Below are 13,794 nucleotides of genomic sequence, written 5' to 3'. Positions count from 1 at the left end.
CATGGGCACGTGCGACTTTGGGCTGAGGTCGAGATAAGAATATTCGCCGTCATAATCAAGAGTTTTTTTGGCGTGGGGCAAAAAAACGAAAAATGGGGCCAGCGTTGCAGCAAGAAGCGCAAACAGCTATATTTAGGCTTGGAAACGAGGGATACGCGATGCCCACCCCATCAAGGCAAACGCAAGATTCTCAGCAGCATAAGATGGATGAGCTCGTGCGCAAGGCGCGGAGCGCAGGCTTCGATACACGCGATCCCGAATTCCGCAAGCGAATTGCCGAGCAAGTCGCGGCACTCGACCCCGAAGACGAAGCGGATGCGATGCGCTGGATCGAGGCTGTTTCGATCTTCAACGACGAGGAATGGACCGAACAAGAATGAAGCGCGGCGATATTTTCGCGGTCGTCCTGTCTGGCGACTATGGGAAACCTCGTCCAGCAATTATCATACAGACCGATAGGCTAGGCGACGATTTCGAATCAATCATCGTCTGCCCGCTGACGTCATTCGATGGCCCCACACCGCATTTTCGTTTCACGCTTGAGCCGAATATGACCAATGGACTGCGCTCCCGCTCGCAGGCGATGGTCGAAAAGCCGATTACTATTTCGCGTCGCCGAGTTGGCCAGAGGATCGGCAGAATGGACGACGAGCATGTCGAAAAACTTGACAGAATCCTCTCATTCGTCATGGGTCTAACCGACTGACGAATAGGACCGTATCGCACTCATGGACACCCTCACCCGCATCCGCGCCTTCATCGACGTCGTCGAAGCCGAGGGGTTTTCCGCCGCCGCCCGCAAGACCGGTCGTTCAAAGGCGTTGCTGTCGAAATATGTCCGCGAGCTCGAGGATGAGCTTGGCGCGCTGCTCTTGAACCGCACCACCCGCCAGTTCTCGATGACCGAGGCCGGCCACACCTATTATCGTACCGCCTCCGACATCCTGAAGGAAATCGACAACCTCGCCGATCTCGTGCGCGAGAACAACGCGCAGCTGAAGGGGCGCCTGAAGGTCTCGGTGCCGCGTACCTTCGTCGATGCCGAGGTCGGCCAGTCGCTGATCGACTTCGCCAAGGAGAACCCGGATCTGGCGCTGGAAATCTCGGCGGACGATCGCTTCGTCGATCTGATCGAGGAAGGCTTCGACGTGGCTATCCGCGTCACCAAGCTCGAGGATTCCGGCATGATCGCGCGCAAGATTTCGGATTTCCGCATGCATCTCTGCGCGACGCCGGAGTTTCTGGAGCGTTACCCTAACATCAACCAGCCCGCCGATCTCGCAAACATTCCGTTCATCATCGACACCAACGCTCGCAACCAGGGCAGCATCCGCTTCTACAATCCCGACAGCACCTCTTTCGCCGTCGCCGTTTCCGGCCCGATCGAGGTCAACAGCCCGCATGCGACGCTGCGCGCGGCGCGGGCCGGCATCGGCGTGGCGATGATTCCCGATTTCATCGCTCGCAAGCCGATAGAGAGCGGGGAACTGGTGACGCTGTTCAACGACTATATCCCGACGGATCGCGGCATCTATGCCGTCTATCCGCACCGGCGCTATCTGCCCGCCAAGGTGCGCACCTTCGTCGACTATCTTCACAATTGGTTCAAGAGACACCCTTAGGCCCGATCGGACGCATGTCCGGTCCCAATTCGGTCCTATTTTCTGGCAAGATCGCCACAACTGATTTGGGCAGCCTGCTCACTCGAACACGAAGCAAGCGGATCGCATGAAGATTTCGACTTTCCTGACGGCCGGTTTCCTGGCGCTCGCGCCGGCCACCGCCTTCGCGCATCCGCATATCTTCGTCGAGGCGCGCCTGGAAGTGGTCGCCGGCGACGACGGCAATGTCGCCGAGTTCCGCAATGTCTGGCGTTTCGACGAGGTCTTCACCTCCTCGGTCGTCATGGATTTCGACAAGAACACCGACCTGAAGCTCGAGCCGAACGAGCTCGCCGAGGTCGGCAAGACAGTCAAGGAATCCCTCGTCGACTACGACTACTACATGAACCTGACGATGAACGGAAAGAACGTCACCGTTCAGAAGCCCGACATCATCCATGTCGACTACCGCGACGGCCAGCTGCTGATGTTCTTCGCCGTCAAGCCGGCCGAACCGATGCCGCTCAAGGGCACCCTCACCTTCGGCGTCTACGACCCGACGCTCTACACCTCGATCGACTTTCCGAGCGACAAGGAGATGCTACTCGTGGGCGACGGCTTCAGCGCCTGCAAACATCAGGTCGTCAGGCCCGATGCGGATCAGGTCATCTCGCAGAACAAGCAGTCGCTCACCGATGCCTTTTTTAACGACCCCACCGGCACCAACATGTCGAAGCTCTTCGCCACCAAGCTGGAAGTGACATGCTGAGGCGCCGCCTCGCGCTCGTCCTCTGGAGCGCCGGCCTGCTGCTCATGGGCCTTGCCGCGGCACACGCGCAATCGCCGCTCGGCATCGGCACGGCGGAACCGAGCTTCCAGCCGACGGGCGGCCCGCTCGCGCCGCTGCTTGCCTATATCAACTACGAGCAGCAGTCGTTCTACCGGGCGCTGACGGGCGCGCTGAAGGACATGCGCCAGGATCCCTGGCAGCTATGGACGCTGATCGGCCTCTCGTTTGCCTATGGCGTCTTCCACGCCGCCGGCCCCGGCCACGGCAAGGCTGTCATCTCGTCCTACATGATCGCCAACGAGATAGAGCTCAGGCGCGGGGTGGTGATCTCCTTCCTCTCCGCGTTCGTCCAGGGCGTCGTCGCCATCGCGCTCGTCTGCGGCGCCTGGCTGGTGCTTCGCGGCACCGGCATCACGCTGACCAAGGCCACGCAGGCGATGGAGATCGCAAGCTTCGTCATGGTCATCCTCTTCGGCGGCTGGCTGCTGTTTCGCAAGCTGCGCTCCATGGCCGCTTCGATGCCCTCGAGACAGGTGGAGGCCGCGACATCGGGGCCTGTGAGCATGATGCTCGACTGGCAGGACAGTTCGGTCCGCACCGACGCCAGCGCTTTCGTCTTCGGCGAGGCGCAGGCCGAAAAGGCCGGCCACAAGTTCATATCGGGCATGGCCTGCGAGACCTGCGGCCAGTCGCATATGCCGGATCCCTCCATGCTGGGATCTGAGAACTTCAGCTTCCGCGAGGCCTGGTCGGCGATCATCGCGGTCGGCCTGCGACCCTGCTCCGGCGCACTGCTGGTCATGACGTTTTCGCTGCTGAACGGGCTCTATCTCGGCGGCATCCTCTCGGTCGTCGCCATGTCGCTCGGTACCGCCATCACCGTCGCCATCCTCGCGACCTTCGCCGTCACCGCCAAGGGCACGGCCATGCGCCTCGCCGGCCAAGGCTCGCGGGCATCGGCATGGGTTGGGAATGGGATCGAGATATTGGGTGCGCTGCTTGTGATGGTTATGGGCGCGCTGTTGCTCGGCGCGTCGCTCCAGGGAATGGGATTGGGCGGTTAAGCGGCCTACAGCCCCCGCCGGCGCTGATACCGTGCTCTCAGCCAGAACACCGCGAAGAACGCCATCAGCAGGCAGACGCCGACGACGATCGCCAGCATCGGAGAATAGTTGCCGATCCACAGCACGATCGACGGCAGAAAATAGATCACGAGGCCGGCACAGACGAGGATGATCGCGGCGGCAATCGCCGGCGAGCGGCGTTCGGATTTCGGATCGGCCATGCGCGTGTCTCCTGCGGCTGAGAGATGAGGCCTTAGGCCAGCCGCCCGCGAAAGGCAACCGGCCGACACCTCAACCACAAGGCACGCGATGTCGCACCCGCTGCGATCGTCAGAGGCTGACCTTGTGTGAGGTCACCGTCGCATCGATGTGATCGAGCAGCGCATCCGGCAGGCCGAGGCGGCCGGCGAGCAGGTCGAGATAGCCGCGCTCGGCGCGTGTATCCGGATTGATCGTCAGGCGAGTGGCGGTATAGAGCTCGACCTTCTGCTCCTCGGTGCGCGCGGCGGCCACAAGCTCGTCGATATCGACCGGATTGGCGAGCTCTTGACGCAGGAAGGCTTCAGCCTCCGAGCCGAGATCGACCGCCTGCACCTTCTCCATGATATTGGCCCGCTCGGCGTCGTCGATATGACCGTCGGCCTTTGCTGCGGCGATCATGGCGCGGATCAGCGTCAGGGCGAAATCGTTGCTGAGCTGCGGCGATTCCAGGCTGAAGGCCGAATCCGGCGGCGGCAGCGCGACCGGCTGGCTGGCATTGGGAGCCGGCTGCGGCGCGGCCTGCGGAGACTGGCCCGATTGATAGTTCTTGTAGGCGAGGTAGCCGAGACCCGCGACAGCGGCGATGCCGCCGATGGTCGCGACGTTTCCGGCGATGTTGCGGCCCGTCTTCGTGCCGAGAACGGCGGTCGCCAGCGCTCCCGCCTTCCACGGATTGTCCTTGGCCATCTGGATCGCATCGCCCGCCCGCTCGCGCACGCTGCCGCCGACGCCTGGTATCTGCGAACCCAGAAATTGCTCCAGAAGCTTCTTCGCGTCGAACATGCCTATCATCTCCCTGTTTCGGTCAATGGGGAGATAGGAGCGGGGATGGGGGAATGCAAATAACGGCTGCGTTAGGGGAGGATGCAAAGACCCCTTCCGGCCTGCCGGCCACCTTCCCCACAAGGGGGAAGGAGACTCGCGGCAGCGCCGCGATTAAGCCCCTCCCCCTTGTGGGGAGGGGTTGGGGAGGGGTCTTTTGGGAAGAAGCAGGTTCTTAGATCGAGGCGCTAGTTAGCCCTTCAGCGCAGCCGCCTCAGCCGCAAGCTTGGTGATACCCGCCCAGTCGCCGGCGGCGATCAGTTCCTTCGGCGCAACCCACGAGCCGCCGACGCAGACGACGTTCGGCAGCGACAGGTAGTCTTTCGCATTCTTCAGCGAAACACCGCCGGTCGGGCAAAACAACGAGCCTGCGAGCGGCGAGGACAGCGCCTTGAGATAGGCGGCGCCACCGGCCTGCTCGGCGGGGAAGAACTTCATGACCTGGTAGCCCTCTTCGCGCAGCGCCATGACTTCGCTGACGGTCGCCGCACCCGGAAGCAGCGGAACGCTGGACTTCGAGGCGGCATCGAGTAGTTCCTGCGTCGCGCCGGGGCTGACGATGAATTTCGAGCCGGCGGCGACCGCCGCGTCCCAGTGGCCGGCGTTGAGAATGGTGCCGGCACCGACCTCCGCGCCTTCGACTTCTTCGGCAACCGCGCGCACCGCGTCCAGCGCCACCGGCGTGCGCATGGTGATCTCGATCGCCTTCAGCCCGCCTGCGACCAATGCACGCGCCAGCAGCACCGCCGACTTCACGTCGTCGACGATGAGAACCGGTACGACAGGCTGCAATTTGAGGATGGAAAGGAGCTTTTCTGTCTTTTCGCCCATGGCCGTCGGTTCCTTTGAAACGATTGAATTCGATGTCGAGATAACGCCAAGGGTAGACTTTGTCGAGACGAAAGCAATGTTTGGAATGGAATGGGTATGAAGAGCCGGGAATTTAGGCTAGCGTAATGAAATCGTCACAAAAGGTTCACTCGTATGGCGAAAGAGATCGAGCGGAAGTTTCTTGTCCGTAACGACGGGTGGCGCGCCGGCGCCGCCACGAAATCCGTTATGAAACAGGGTTATATCGCCTCGATGGACGACCGGTCCGTCCGCGTCCGCGTGCTTGATGACGAGAAGGCGCGCCTGACCATTAAGATCGGCCGTAGCGCCATGACCCGCGAGGAATTCGAATACGACATCCCCGTCGATGAGGCGAAGGAACTGCTCGGCGACGCGATCGGCGTGGTGATCGAGAAAACTCGCTATCGCGTGCCGCATGAGGGCTTCGTCTGGGAGGTGGATGTCTTCGCCGGCCGGCATCGTGGCCTTGTCATTGCCGAAGTCGAGATGCGCGCCGAGAGCGACAAGCCCAGCCTGCCTTCCTGGCTCGGCCGCGAGGTAACGGGCGACGCTCGCTATTCGAACCAGGCGCTGGCGACGGAATTCGAGCACGACCGGCATGCCCTTTCGCATACGGCCTGACCGCGACTTCACCAAACAGTTTCACAAGGCCGCCTCCGGCCAGTTGCGCCATGCCATGAAGACGCTGGAGGAGCGTCCGGATGGCACGCACGAAGCGATCCACGCCTTCCGCAAGAACTTGAAGCGCGTGCGTTCGCTGCTGCGCCTCGTCGCCCGTGCGATCCCCGACACAAGGCAAAAGGAAAACGCGAGGCTTCGCGACATTGCCGCCTCGCTCTCCGCCATCCGCGACGCGACCGCGCTTGCCGAAACCGTCGGCTATTTGAAGGATAATGCCCGCGACCCGAAAGAAGCCGCGGCCCTCGATCGGGTGACGGACAGACTGCGATGCCGACGCGACGCCATGGCCGATGCGACAAGTGGCCTCGACTCCATGCTGGAAAAGGCGATCGGCGAACTGGCCAAATCTGCCGAGGCTCTCGACGGCATCTGCTTCCCTCACGATCACAAGAAGAATGCCCGCATGCTCGCCAAGGGCTGGAGGGATACCGCCCGCAAGGCGCGCGAGGCGATTGACGAGTGCCGCGCGGGCGCCTCGGCGGAAGCCTTTCATACGCTCAGGAAGAGAACGCAGGATTACCGAGCCTATCACGACCTGCTGCGCGCGGTCTGGCCGGCGGCGATGCGCGCCGGATATGACGCTGCAAGCGAGCTGATCGACCTGCTCGGCCACATCCACGATCTCGACGTGCTCTGCGCACTGGTGGAGGCGGAGCCGCACCATTTCAGCAATGCCGACGACCTCGCCCATCTGCTGGATGCGATCATCTTCCGCCAGCAGGAGGACCGTCAGGTCGCGATCGACTTGGCGGAGAAGATCTTTTCGGACAGTCCGAAGAATGAAGCGCGCCGCATCGAAGCGCTCTGGATCGCGGCCGCCTACGGCTGAATAGGTGCCACGACACCGCGCCAGTTGCGGCCAAATGCCCGACGGCCCGCTCTATTGCAACCGGACGCGAGAGCCTGTATTTCCAGCGCCATGACAGACATGTTGACCCAGGCGGCGTCAGCGTCGAGCCCGTTCCTCGTCGCGGCCCTTTATCATTTCGTATCCGTGCGGCACTTCGAGAGCCTGCGCGAGCCGTTGCAGGCTCTGTGCGAGGAAAACGGCGTGAAGGGTACACTGCTTCTGGCGCATGAGGGCATCAACGGCACCATCGCCGGCCCGGATGCAGGCATCCAGAAGGTGCTGGCCTATCTGCGCGCCATGCCGGAATTTTCTAGCCTCGAGCACAAGGAAAGCCGCGCATCGAAGATGCCCTTCCTGCGCATGAAGGTGAAGCTGAAGAAAGAGATCGTGACCATGGGCGTCGAGAACATCGACCCCAACAAGATCGTCGGCACCTATGTGGCGCCGCGGGACTGGAACGCGCTGATCTCCGATCCCGACACCATCGTCATCGACACCCGCAACGACTACGAGACGGCGATCGGCATCTTCAAGGGCGCTGTCGACCCGAATACCAAGACCTTCCGCGAGTTTCCGGACTGGGTGAAGAACAACACCGGCCTGCACAACAAGCCGAAGATCGCCATGTACTGCACCGGCGGCATCCGCTGCGAAAAGGCCACCGCCTTCATGAAGGAGCAGGGCTTCGACGAGGTCTACCACCTTAAGGGCGGCATCCTCAAATATCTCGAGGAAGTGCCCGCCGAGGAAAGCCTGTGGGAAGGCGCCTGCTTCGTCTTCGACGAGCGCGTTTCCGTCGAGCATGGGCTGAAGGAAGGCAACCACAAGCTCTGCCACGCCTGCCGCAACCCGATCACCGCGGAAGAGATCACCTCGAACAAGTACGAGGAAGGCGTGTCCTGCAGCCATTGCTACGACACCCGCACCGAGGAAGACCGCCTGCGCTACCGCCAGCGCCAGCACCAGATCGCGCTCGCCAAGAAGCGCGGCATCAAGCACATCGGCACCTGAGGCAGGTCGCGTTCCTGACTACGCGGCGCTGTTGCGGCGCTCGCTCATCCGGCGCGAGCGCGCATCCATCAGCCTTTCGGTGATCTGCTCGGCCGGCATCGGCCGGGCGAAGAAGTAGCCCTGTAGCGTGTCGCAGCCGAACATGCGCACGGCGGCGGCCTGCTGCTCGGTCTCGATGCCCTCGGCCGTCACGGGAATATCAAGCGAACGTGCCAGCGCCACGGTCGCCTGCAGCATCTCGCGCTGGCTTTCGCCTTCCATCACATCCTTGACCAGCGACCGATCGATCTTGATGCGGTCGAAGCCGAACTGGCGCAGATAGCCGATCGACGAGAAGCCCGACCCGAAGTCGTCGAGCGCCACCTTGACGCCAAGCGATTTCAGCCGCTCGATTGCCTGCCGGGTGCGCTGCGGGTTCTGGATCATGTAGCCCTCGGTGACCTCGAGCGTCACGCGCTTGGCCTCGATATCGGCCTGCTTCAGCACATAGCGAACATAATCGGCGAATGCCGGATTGCGGAACTGGCCCGGCGAGACATTGACCGAGATACGCAGCTCCGGCCATTGCTTGGCCGTCTCGCACGCCTTGCGCAGCACGAAGAGGCCGAGCGCCTCGATGAGGCCGCTGGTCTCGGCGACGGGAATGAAGATCTCCGGTGAGATCGGCCCGTGACAGGGGCGATCCCAGCGCACCAGTGCCTCGACGCCGGTCATCTCGTGGCTGTCGGCATCGATCAGCGGCTGGTAGACGAGCGTCAGGTCGCCGCCTTCGATCGCCATGCGCAAGTCCAGCTCCAGCGCGTTGCGTTCTTCGCGGTCGGCATCCATGGCCGGATCGTAGAGGGTCATGCGGGCGCGGCCGGCTTCCTTGGCCTTGTACATGGCAAGATCCGCCCGGCGCACCAGTTCCTCGCGGTCCACGGCGCCGGCAGGCGACATGCCGATGCCGATGCTCGCGCCGACCACGACGATGCGGCGGCCGATCTCCAGCGGCTCTGCCAGAAAATCGAGAATCTGCTCGGAAAGCTGCAGCGCCGCCGCATGCTCGCCATCGGAAACGAAGGCGATCGCGAACTCGTCGCCGCCGATGCGCGCCAGCGCCGCCCCCTCGGGGATCAGCACGGTCAATCCGGCCGCCACCGCCCGGATCAGCTGATCGCCGGTACCATGACCATAGGCATCGTTCACCTCCTTGAAGCCGTCAAGGTCGAGATAGAGGATCAGCACGTTGCGCTTCGTCTGCGCCGCCGAGGCGACGAAACCGTCGATCGCGATGCCGAGACCGTCACGGTTGAGAAGACCGCTCAGGCGGTCGCGATGCCCTTCCTCGCGCGCCAGCGTCTCATCCGCCCGCAAACGCCTCGCCGCCATCCAGCCGATGATCAGCAGCACCAGAAAGAACAGCCCGACAAGGGCGATCGCCTGCACGATCTTGGGTCGTACTTCGGAATAGCCGATATCGCCGGGCGCCCGCGAGGTCCAGATCAGCCGGGCGAGCACCACGCCGTCGGCATCCTTGATCGGCACCGAATAGGTCGCCTGGAAATCGGGCGACACCAGCTGCAGACCGGCGATCACGTAGGTGCTGCTGAGCTTGTCGATGGTCGCGGTATTGAGATGGCGCGCAAAAATGAGGTAGCGGCGCTTGTCGGCAGGCAGATCGAGTGCGCCGGATTTTTCGCGAACCAGCGCCACGCCGACGACCGCGATACCCGACTTGGTGCTGACGATACCGACCGCTTCCGGATTGCCGTTCGGCCCTGCCGATGCCTTTGCCTTTTCGAACAGCGTCCACAACGGTGGCGCGAAGAAATCGTCGAGAGATCCCTGCATGGGTTGGCCGTCGCGATAGACCATAACCGGCTTCCTGTCGGCATCGACCACGATCGCCATGTCGAACAGCGTGCTGTTGACCGACATGTCGCCGTAGTTGCTGATCGTCCAGGGCATGCCGTCGGCGGCGTACACGTTGGTGGCGGCATCGTCCCAGGCCGCGTAGTCGTTGAGAGTGGCGCCGAGCTGCGCCTTGAAGGTCTTCAGCGCGCCAGACATGGTTTCGCGCGAACGCTCCTCGTCGAGCACGTTCGAACGTTCGGTCACGCTTTCGAGCGCGCCCAGCACCATGACGGTAACGACGGTGACGATAACGGCAAAGGAAAAGAGTACACCGATGACGGTGGCGCGAAGGCCGCGACCCGAGACTTGCCTGTTACCCCTGAATACTGCCGACATTCCCTGCTCCCCGATCAGCGGACTTTGCCAAGCAAGGGTTCAAAACCCGTTAAAACAACGGATTTAACGATTAATCAGCAGCATCTTTTTTAGCTGTCGGCACGGGACGGCAAAGCCTCCTCAAAATCTAAATAATAGCTTTTATTTTCAATAGGTTACCGTGGCGGCGCATCGCTTCCCGCGATGATCGCCTCGCAAAACGCCGAAAGCGCCCGGTGAACCGCGCCATTTCGCAGGCTCTCGCCGATCGAATCCGCCCTCGCCGCCTTGATTTTCCCAAGCAACGACACGCGCAGAAAAGCCTCGTCGACCAGCCGGAAGGACATAGTCTTCAGCACCTCCGTCAGTTGCTCCAACGCGAAGTCGCCGCGATGCGAGGCATGCGCGATCATAACCGGCTTGAGCGGCACCTCATCGCGCGACACCAGCCAGTCGAGCGCATTCTTGAGGCCACCCGGCAGTCCATGCGCATATTCGGGGCAAGCGACGATAACGCCATCGGCGGCGCGCATCTTCGCCCCCAACCGCGCGACGATATCGGGCGTATTCTCGCCCTCGTGGTCGGGATTGAAGATCGGCAGATCGCCGATGAGATCGCAGATCTCGATCGTCACGCCCTCCGGCGCATGATCGCGCAAAGTCTCTAGCAGCAGCCGGTTGGTCGATGCCGCCCGCTGGCTGCCGCAGAGCGCGTAGAGAAAGAGCGGTTTGCGTTCCATGCAACCGGCTTACGCCATCCGACGATTCGCCCCAACGAAAAAGCGGCCCGGCAGGGCCGGACCGCTTCATCTCGAATAAGGATAAGACCAGGTCTTACCAGGACGGGATCAGGGCGCCCTTGAACTGTTCGTTGATGAACTTGCGGATGCTTTCGTCGTGGTAGGATTCGACCAGCGTCTTTGCCCACGGCGCGTCCTTGTCGGCGGTGCGCACGACGATCACGTTGGCGTAGGGCGACTTTTCACCTTCGATGGCGATGGCGTCGGTCTTCGGATGCAGGCCGGCCTCCATGGCATAGTTGGTGTTGATGACGGCGGCGTCGACGTCATCGAGCGAGCGCGGCAGCTGCGCGGCGTCGATTTCGGCGAAGTCGATCTTCTTCGGATTGTCGATGATGTCGGCGACGGTGACCTTGACGCCCGGATTGTCCTTGAACTTGATCAGGCCCTTGGAGGCGAGAACGAGCAGTGCGCGACCGCCATTTGTCGGGTCGTTCGGGATGGCGACGGTGGCGCCTTCCTTCAGCTCGTCGAGGCTCTTCACCTTCTTGGAATAGACGCCCATCGGGGTGGTGATGGTCGTGCCAATGCTGACGAGATCGAACTTGCGGTCGGCGATCTGGTTGTCGAGATAGGGCTGGTGCTGGAACGAGTTGGCTTGGATGTCGCCATCGTTGAGCGCCTGGTTCGGCACGACATAGTCGGAGAACTCGACGATCTCGATGTTGAGACCCTTGGTCTTGGCGATCTCGGCAACCTTTTCCATGATCTGCGCGTGCTCGCCCGGCGTGACGCCGACCTTGATGTCTTCAGCGAAGGCCGAGCCGGCTGCGAAGGCAGCGAGCGCGGCGGCAATGATGAACTTCTTCATGAGTGTCTCCTTGGGTGGTTTTTATTGGGTATGCGGTAAGGGATCAGTTTTTCCGGTTGCGCTTGTCGAAGCGTCGGGCAAGCCCGTCGCCCGCGCTCTGCACCACCTGAACCAGCACGATCAGCACGGCGACGACGATCACCATCATCTCCGGGTTGAAGCGCTGGTAGCCGAAGCGAATGCCGAGGTCGCCAAGTCCGCCGCCGCCGACGGCGCCGACCATGGCCGAGTAGCCGATCAGGCTGACGATGGTCATCGTCAGCGCCATCAGGATGCTCGGCCGCGCTTCCGGCAGCAGCACCTTGAGCACGATCTGGAACGGCGTGGCGCCCATGGCGCGCGCCGCCTCGATCAGCCCCTTGTCGATCTCGCGGATGGCGGATTCGACCAGGCGGGCAAAGAACGGGATGGTGGCGATGGTGAGCGGCACGATCGCCGCCCAGGTGCCGATCGACGTCCCCGTCAGCAGGCGCGTCAGGGGCACGATGGCGACGACGAGGATGATGAACGGCGTCGAGCGCGCGGCGTTGACGATCAGCCCAAGCACGCGGTTGGTCTTCGGCGCCGGAAACAGCTCACCCTTGCCTGAAGTGGCCAGGAACACGCCGATCGGCAGGCCAATCAGAGAGCCGATGATGCCGGCGACGAACACCATCTGCAGCGTCTGCATCAGCGCCTTGGAGAGGAGGTTGTAGATCATATCAATTGACATAGCCGAGCACCTCCGTCTTGAGGCCGGTTTCCGAATAGAACCGGTCGGCGCGCGCGATCACCTCTGGATCGGCGGAATAGGAAACGACGAGCGAACCGAAGGGCTCTCCCCCGATCTCCTCGATGGCGCCGGCGAGGATATTGACGTCGGAGCCGAGTTCCGCGACCAGCCGGCCGGTCAGTGGCTTGAAGGCGGTCTCGCCGAAGAACACCAGCCGCACCAGCACCCGGTCGCCGGCAGACGGCTGCGGCTTGACGCTGGAGCTCAGCCAGTGGGGCAGCTTCAGCGCCGAGGCAAGCAGCGTGCGTGTCGTCTGGTGCTGCGGATTTGTGTAGACGTCGAAGGTCCGGCCTGCCTCGACGATATGGCCGGCGTCGATCACCGCCACGTGGCTGGCAATGGTCTTCACCACCTCCATCTCGTGGGTGATGAGGAGAACGGTAAGCCCGAGCTCGGCATTGATCCGCTTCAGGAGTTCGAGGATCGACTGCGTCGTCTCCGGATCGAGCGCCGAGGTCGCCTCGTCGGAGAGGAGCAGCTTCGGATCGGTCGCCAGAGCGCGGGCAATGCCGACGCGTTGCTTCTGGCCGCCAGATAGCTCCGAGGGATAGTTGCCCGCCTTGTCGCCGAGACCGACGAGATCGAGCAGCGGCCCCACCTTGGCGCGCATCGTCTGCTTGTCGACACCCGCGATCTCCAGTGGCAACGCCACATTGTCGAAGGCGGTGCGCGAGGACAAGAGGTTGAAGTGCTGGAAAATCATGCCGATCTGCCGGCGCAGGCCGCGAAGCCCCTCTTCGCTGAGCGCGCCGACATCGACGCCATCGACGAGCACCTTGCCTGAGGTCGCCGTCTCCAGTCCGTTGACCATGCGGATCAGCGTCGACTTGCCGGCGCCCGAACGGCCGATGATGCCGGTGATGGCGCCGCGCGCCACGGTGAGATCGACCTTTTCGACCGCGGTGAAACCGCCATCGCCTGATGGTCCGTAGCGCTTGCCGGCGCCCTGAAAGGCGACCATCGGGATCGCCCCCGCCGCGCCCTCTGGCTCTCGCCCGGAATGGCCGCCGGACGCGCCATGGGCAGCGTCTTGTTGGGCCTGGTGTTGGAGTGTCATTTCATGCTCGCCAAGTGTTGGTCTTCAAAAACTGGCGGTTCTATAACCGCTATCGCGCCGATTAGCCAATCGGGCGGCACATTCGAAGACAATCACGGGTGCGAGACATGGATGCGGCTTTCGTTGCGGGCGGGAAGGAAAGACGTTTCGCCTTTCCTGTTACTGCAACTTATGCCGCCGGTGGTTGAAACCGGACAGGGATGTTTTTTTA

General features: G+C 62.5%; 16 protein-coding genes. 8 read left to right on the top strand and 8 right to left on the bottom strand.

The genetic code is table 11. From position 1 onward, the window contains the following. The first annotated feature begins 158 nt into the window (after positions 1-158). The 5 genes from QTL95_RS07390 (at position 159) to QTL95_RS07370 (ending at position 3,455) form a co-directional block, all read left to right on the top strand. A complete protein-coding gene (locus QTL95_RS07390; protein WP_289719335.1) occupies positions 159-380 on the top strand; it encodes a hypothetical protein in 222 nt (73 codons plus the stop codon). After that, positions 377-706 (top strand): type II toxin-antitoxin system PemK/MazF family toxin, encoded by a 330-nt coding sequence (locus QTL95_RS07385; RefSeq protein ID WP_289719334.1) that lies wholly within the window; start codon positions 377-379, stop codon positions 704-706. The genes QTL95_RS07390 and QTL95_RS07385 overlap by 4 nt, the downstream gene beginning before the upstream one ends. Before the next feature lie 22 nt (positions 707-728). Beyond that, positions 729-1,622, top strand: a complete 894-nt coding sequence (locus tag QTL95_RS07380; protein WP_289719333.1) for a LysR family transcriptional regulator — start codon at positions 729-731, stop codon at positions 1,620-1,622. Positions 1,623-1,728: 106 nt separating this feature from the next. Then, the gene (locus tag QTL95_RS07375; protein WP_289719332.1) at positions 1,729-2,370 is read left to right on the top strand and encodes a DUF1007 family protein; all 642 of its coding nucleotides are present in this window, start codon (positions 1,729-1,731) and stop codon (positions 2,368-2,370) included. Then, positions 2,364-3,455, top strand: a complete 1,092-nt coding sequence (locus tag QTL95_RS07370) for a nickel/cobalt transporter (protein ID WP_289719331.1) — start codon at positions 2,364-2,366, stop codon at positions 3,453-3,455. Before QTL95_RS07375 ends, QTL95_RS07370 begins: the two co-directional genes overlap by 7 nt. 5 nt (positions 3,456-3,460) lie before the next feature. Here QTL95_RS07370 and QTL95_RS07365 read toward each other — a convergent pair whose 3' ends face one another. The 3 genes from QTL95_RS07365 to QTL95_RS07355 form a co-directional block, all read right to left on the bottom strand. After that, positions 3,461-3,676: a hypothetical protein gene (locus QTL95_RS07365; RefSeq protein WP_289719330.1), complete on the bottom strand. Its 216-nt coding sequence runs from the start codon at positions 3,674-3,676 to the stop codon at positions 3,461-3,463. Positions 3,677-3,785: 109 nt separating this feature from the next. After that, a complete protein-coding gene (locus QTL95_RS07360; protein ID WP_289719329.1) occupies positions 3,786-4,499 on the bottom strand; it encodes a tellurite resistance TerB family protein in 714 nt (237 codons plus the stop codon). A gap of 231 nt (positions 4,500-4,730) precedes the next feature. Next, on the bottom strand, positions 4,731-5,369 hold the full coding sequence (locus tag QTL95_RS07355) for a 2-dehydro-3-deoxy-phosphogluconate aldolase (RefSeq protein ID WP_289719328.1): 639 nt from the start codon (positions 5,367-5,369) through the stop codon (positions 4,731-4,733). 153 nt (positions 5,370-5,522) lie between these two features. Here QTL95_RS07355 and QTL95_RS07350 point away from each other — a divergent pair, with 153 nt between their 5' ends. From QTL95_RS07350 to trhO, 3 genes are all read left to right on the top strand, one after another. Beyond that, positions 5,523-6,011, top strand: coding sequence for a CYTH domain-containing protein (locus QTL95_RS07350; protein ID WP_289719327.1), 489 nt, complete (start codon positions 5,523-5,525; stop codon positions 6,009-6,011). Continuing rightward, the gene (locus tag QTL95_RS07345; protein ID WP_289719326.1) at positions 5,989-6,900 is read left to right on the top strand and encodes a CHAD domain-containing protein; all 912 of its coding nucleotides are present in this window, start codon (positions 5,989-5,991) and stop codon (positions 6,898-6,900) included. Before QTL95_RS07350 ends, QTL95_RS07345 begins: the two co-directional genes overlap by 23 nt. Before the next feature lie 90 nt (positions 6,901-6,990). Then, positions 6,991-7,932, top strand: coding sequence for an oxygen-dependent tRNA uridine(34) hydroxylase TrhO (gene trhO / locus QTL95_RS07340; RefSeq protein ID WP_289719325.1), 942 nt, complete (start codon positions 6,991-6,993; stop codon positions 7,930-7,932). A gap of 18 nt (positions 7,933-7,950) precedes the next feature. Here trhO and QTL95_RS07335 read toward each other — a convergent pair whose 3' ends face one another. From QTL95_RS07335 to QTL95_RS07315, 5 genes are all read right to left on the bottom strand, one after another. Continuing rightward, a complete protein-coding gene (locus tag QTL95_RS07335; RefSeq protein ID WP_289719324.1) occupies positions 7,951-10,164 on the bottom strand; it encodes a bifunctional diguanylate cyclase/phosphodiesterase in 2,214 nt (737 codons plus the stop codon). Between the two features lie 155 nt (positions 10,165-10,319). Further along, the gene (locus QTL95_RS07330) at positions 10,320-10,883 is read right to left on the bottom strand and encodes an NADPH-dependent FMN reductase (RefSeq protein WP_289719323.1); all 564 of its coding nucleotides are present in this window, start codon (positions 10,881-10,883) and stop codon (positions 10,320-10,322) included. 94 nt (positions 10,884-10,977) lie between these two features. After that, on the bottom strand, positions 10,978-11,754 hold the full coding sequence (locus QTL95_RS07325) for a MetQ/NlpA family ABC transporter substrate-binding protein (protein ID WP_289719322.1): 777 nt from the start codon (positions 11,752-11,754) through the stop codon (positions 10,978-10,980). Positions 11,755-11,797: 43 nt separating this feature from the next. Next, positions 11,798-12,466 (bottom strand): methionine ABC transporter permease, encoded by a 669-nt coding sequence (locus QTL95_RS07320; protein WP_289719321.1) that lies wholly within the window; start codon positions 12,464-12,466, stop codon positions 11,798-11,800. Continuing rightward, positions 12,456-13,487, bottom strand: a complete 1,032-nt coding sequence (locus tag QTL95_RS07315; RefSeq protein ID WP_289719581.1) for a methionine ABC transporter ATP-binding protein — start codon at positions 13,485-13,487, stop codon at positions 12,456-12,458. Before QTL95_RS07315 ends, QTL95_RS07320 begins: the two co-directional genes overlap by 11 nt. Positions 13,488-13,794: the final 307 nt, after the last annotated feature.

The organism is Rhizobium sp. S152 (assembly GCF_030380735.1).
Lineage (GTDB): Bacteria > Pseudomonadota > Alphaproteobacteria > Rhizobiales > Rhizobiaceae > Rhizobium.
The sequence above is the reverse complement of the archived record's forward strand: the minus strand, read 5'-3'. Positions and strand labels throughout refer to the sequence as shown.

Coding starts and splice junctions, on each gene's coding strand:
- QTL95_RS07390 (WP_289719335.1), top strand. CDS start 159: ATGCCCACCCCATCAAGGCAAACGCAAGATTCTCAGCAGCATAAGATG.
- QTL95_RS07385 (WP_289719334.1), top strand. CDS start 377: ATGAAGCGCGGCGATATTTTCGCGGTCGTCCTGTCTGGCGACTATGGG.
- QTL95_RS07380 (WP_289719333.1), top strand. CDS start 729: ATGGACACCCTCACCCGCATCCGCGCCTTCATCGACGTCGTCGAAGCC.
- QTL95_RS07375 (WP_289719332.1), top strand. CDS start 1,729: ATGAAGATTTCGACTTTCCTGACGGCCGGTTTCCTGGCGCTCGCGCCG.
- QTL95_RS07370 (WP_289719331.1), top strand. CDS start 2,364: ATGCTGAGGCGCCGCCTCGCGCTCGTCCTCTGGAGCGCCGGCCTGCTG.
- QTL95_RS07365 (WP_289719330.1), bottom strand. CDS start 3,676: ATGGCCGATCCGAAATCCGAACGCCGCTCGCCGGCGATTGCCGCCGCG.
- QTL95_RS07360 (WP_289719329.1), bottom strand. CDS start 4,499: ATGTTCGACGCGAAGAAGCTTCTGGAGCAATTTCTGGGTTCGCAGATA.
- QTL95_RS07355 (WP_289719328.1), bottom strand. CDS start 5,369: ATGGGCGAAAAGACAGAAAAGCTCCTTTCCATCCTCAAATTGCAGCCT.
- QTL95_RS07350 (WP_289719327.1), top strand. CDS start 5,523: ATGGCGAAAGAGATCGAGCGGAAGTTTCTTGTCCGTAACGACGGGTGG.
- QTL95_RS07345 (WP_289719326.1), top strand. CDS start 5,989: ATGCCCTTTCGCATACGGCCTGACCGCGACTTCACCAAACAGTTTCAC.
- trhO (WP_289719325.1), top strand. CDS start 6,991: ATGACAGACATGTTGACCCAGGCGGCGTCAGCGTCGAGCCCGTTCCTC.
- QTL95_RS07335 (WP_289719324.1), bottom strand. CDS start 10,164: ATGTCGGCAGTATTCAGGGGTAACAGGCAAGTCTCGGGTCGCGGCCTT.
- QTL95_RS07330 (WP_289719323.1), bottom strand. CDS start 10,883: ATGGAACGCAAACCGCTCTTTCTCTACGCGCTCTGCGGCAGCCAGCGG.
- QTL95_RS07325 (WP_289719322.1), bottom strand. CDS start 11,754: ATGAAGAAGTTCATCATTGCCGCCGCGCTCGCTGCCTTCGCAGCCGGC.
- QTL95_RS07320 (WP_289719321.1), bottom strand. CDS start 12,466: ATGTCAATTGATATGATCTACAACCTCCTCTCCAAGGCGCTGATGCAG.
- QTL95_RS07315 (WP_289719581.1), bottom strand. CDS start 13,487: ATGGTCGCCTTTCAGGGCGCCGGCAAGCGCTACGGACCATCAGGCGAT.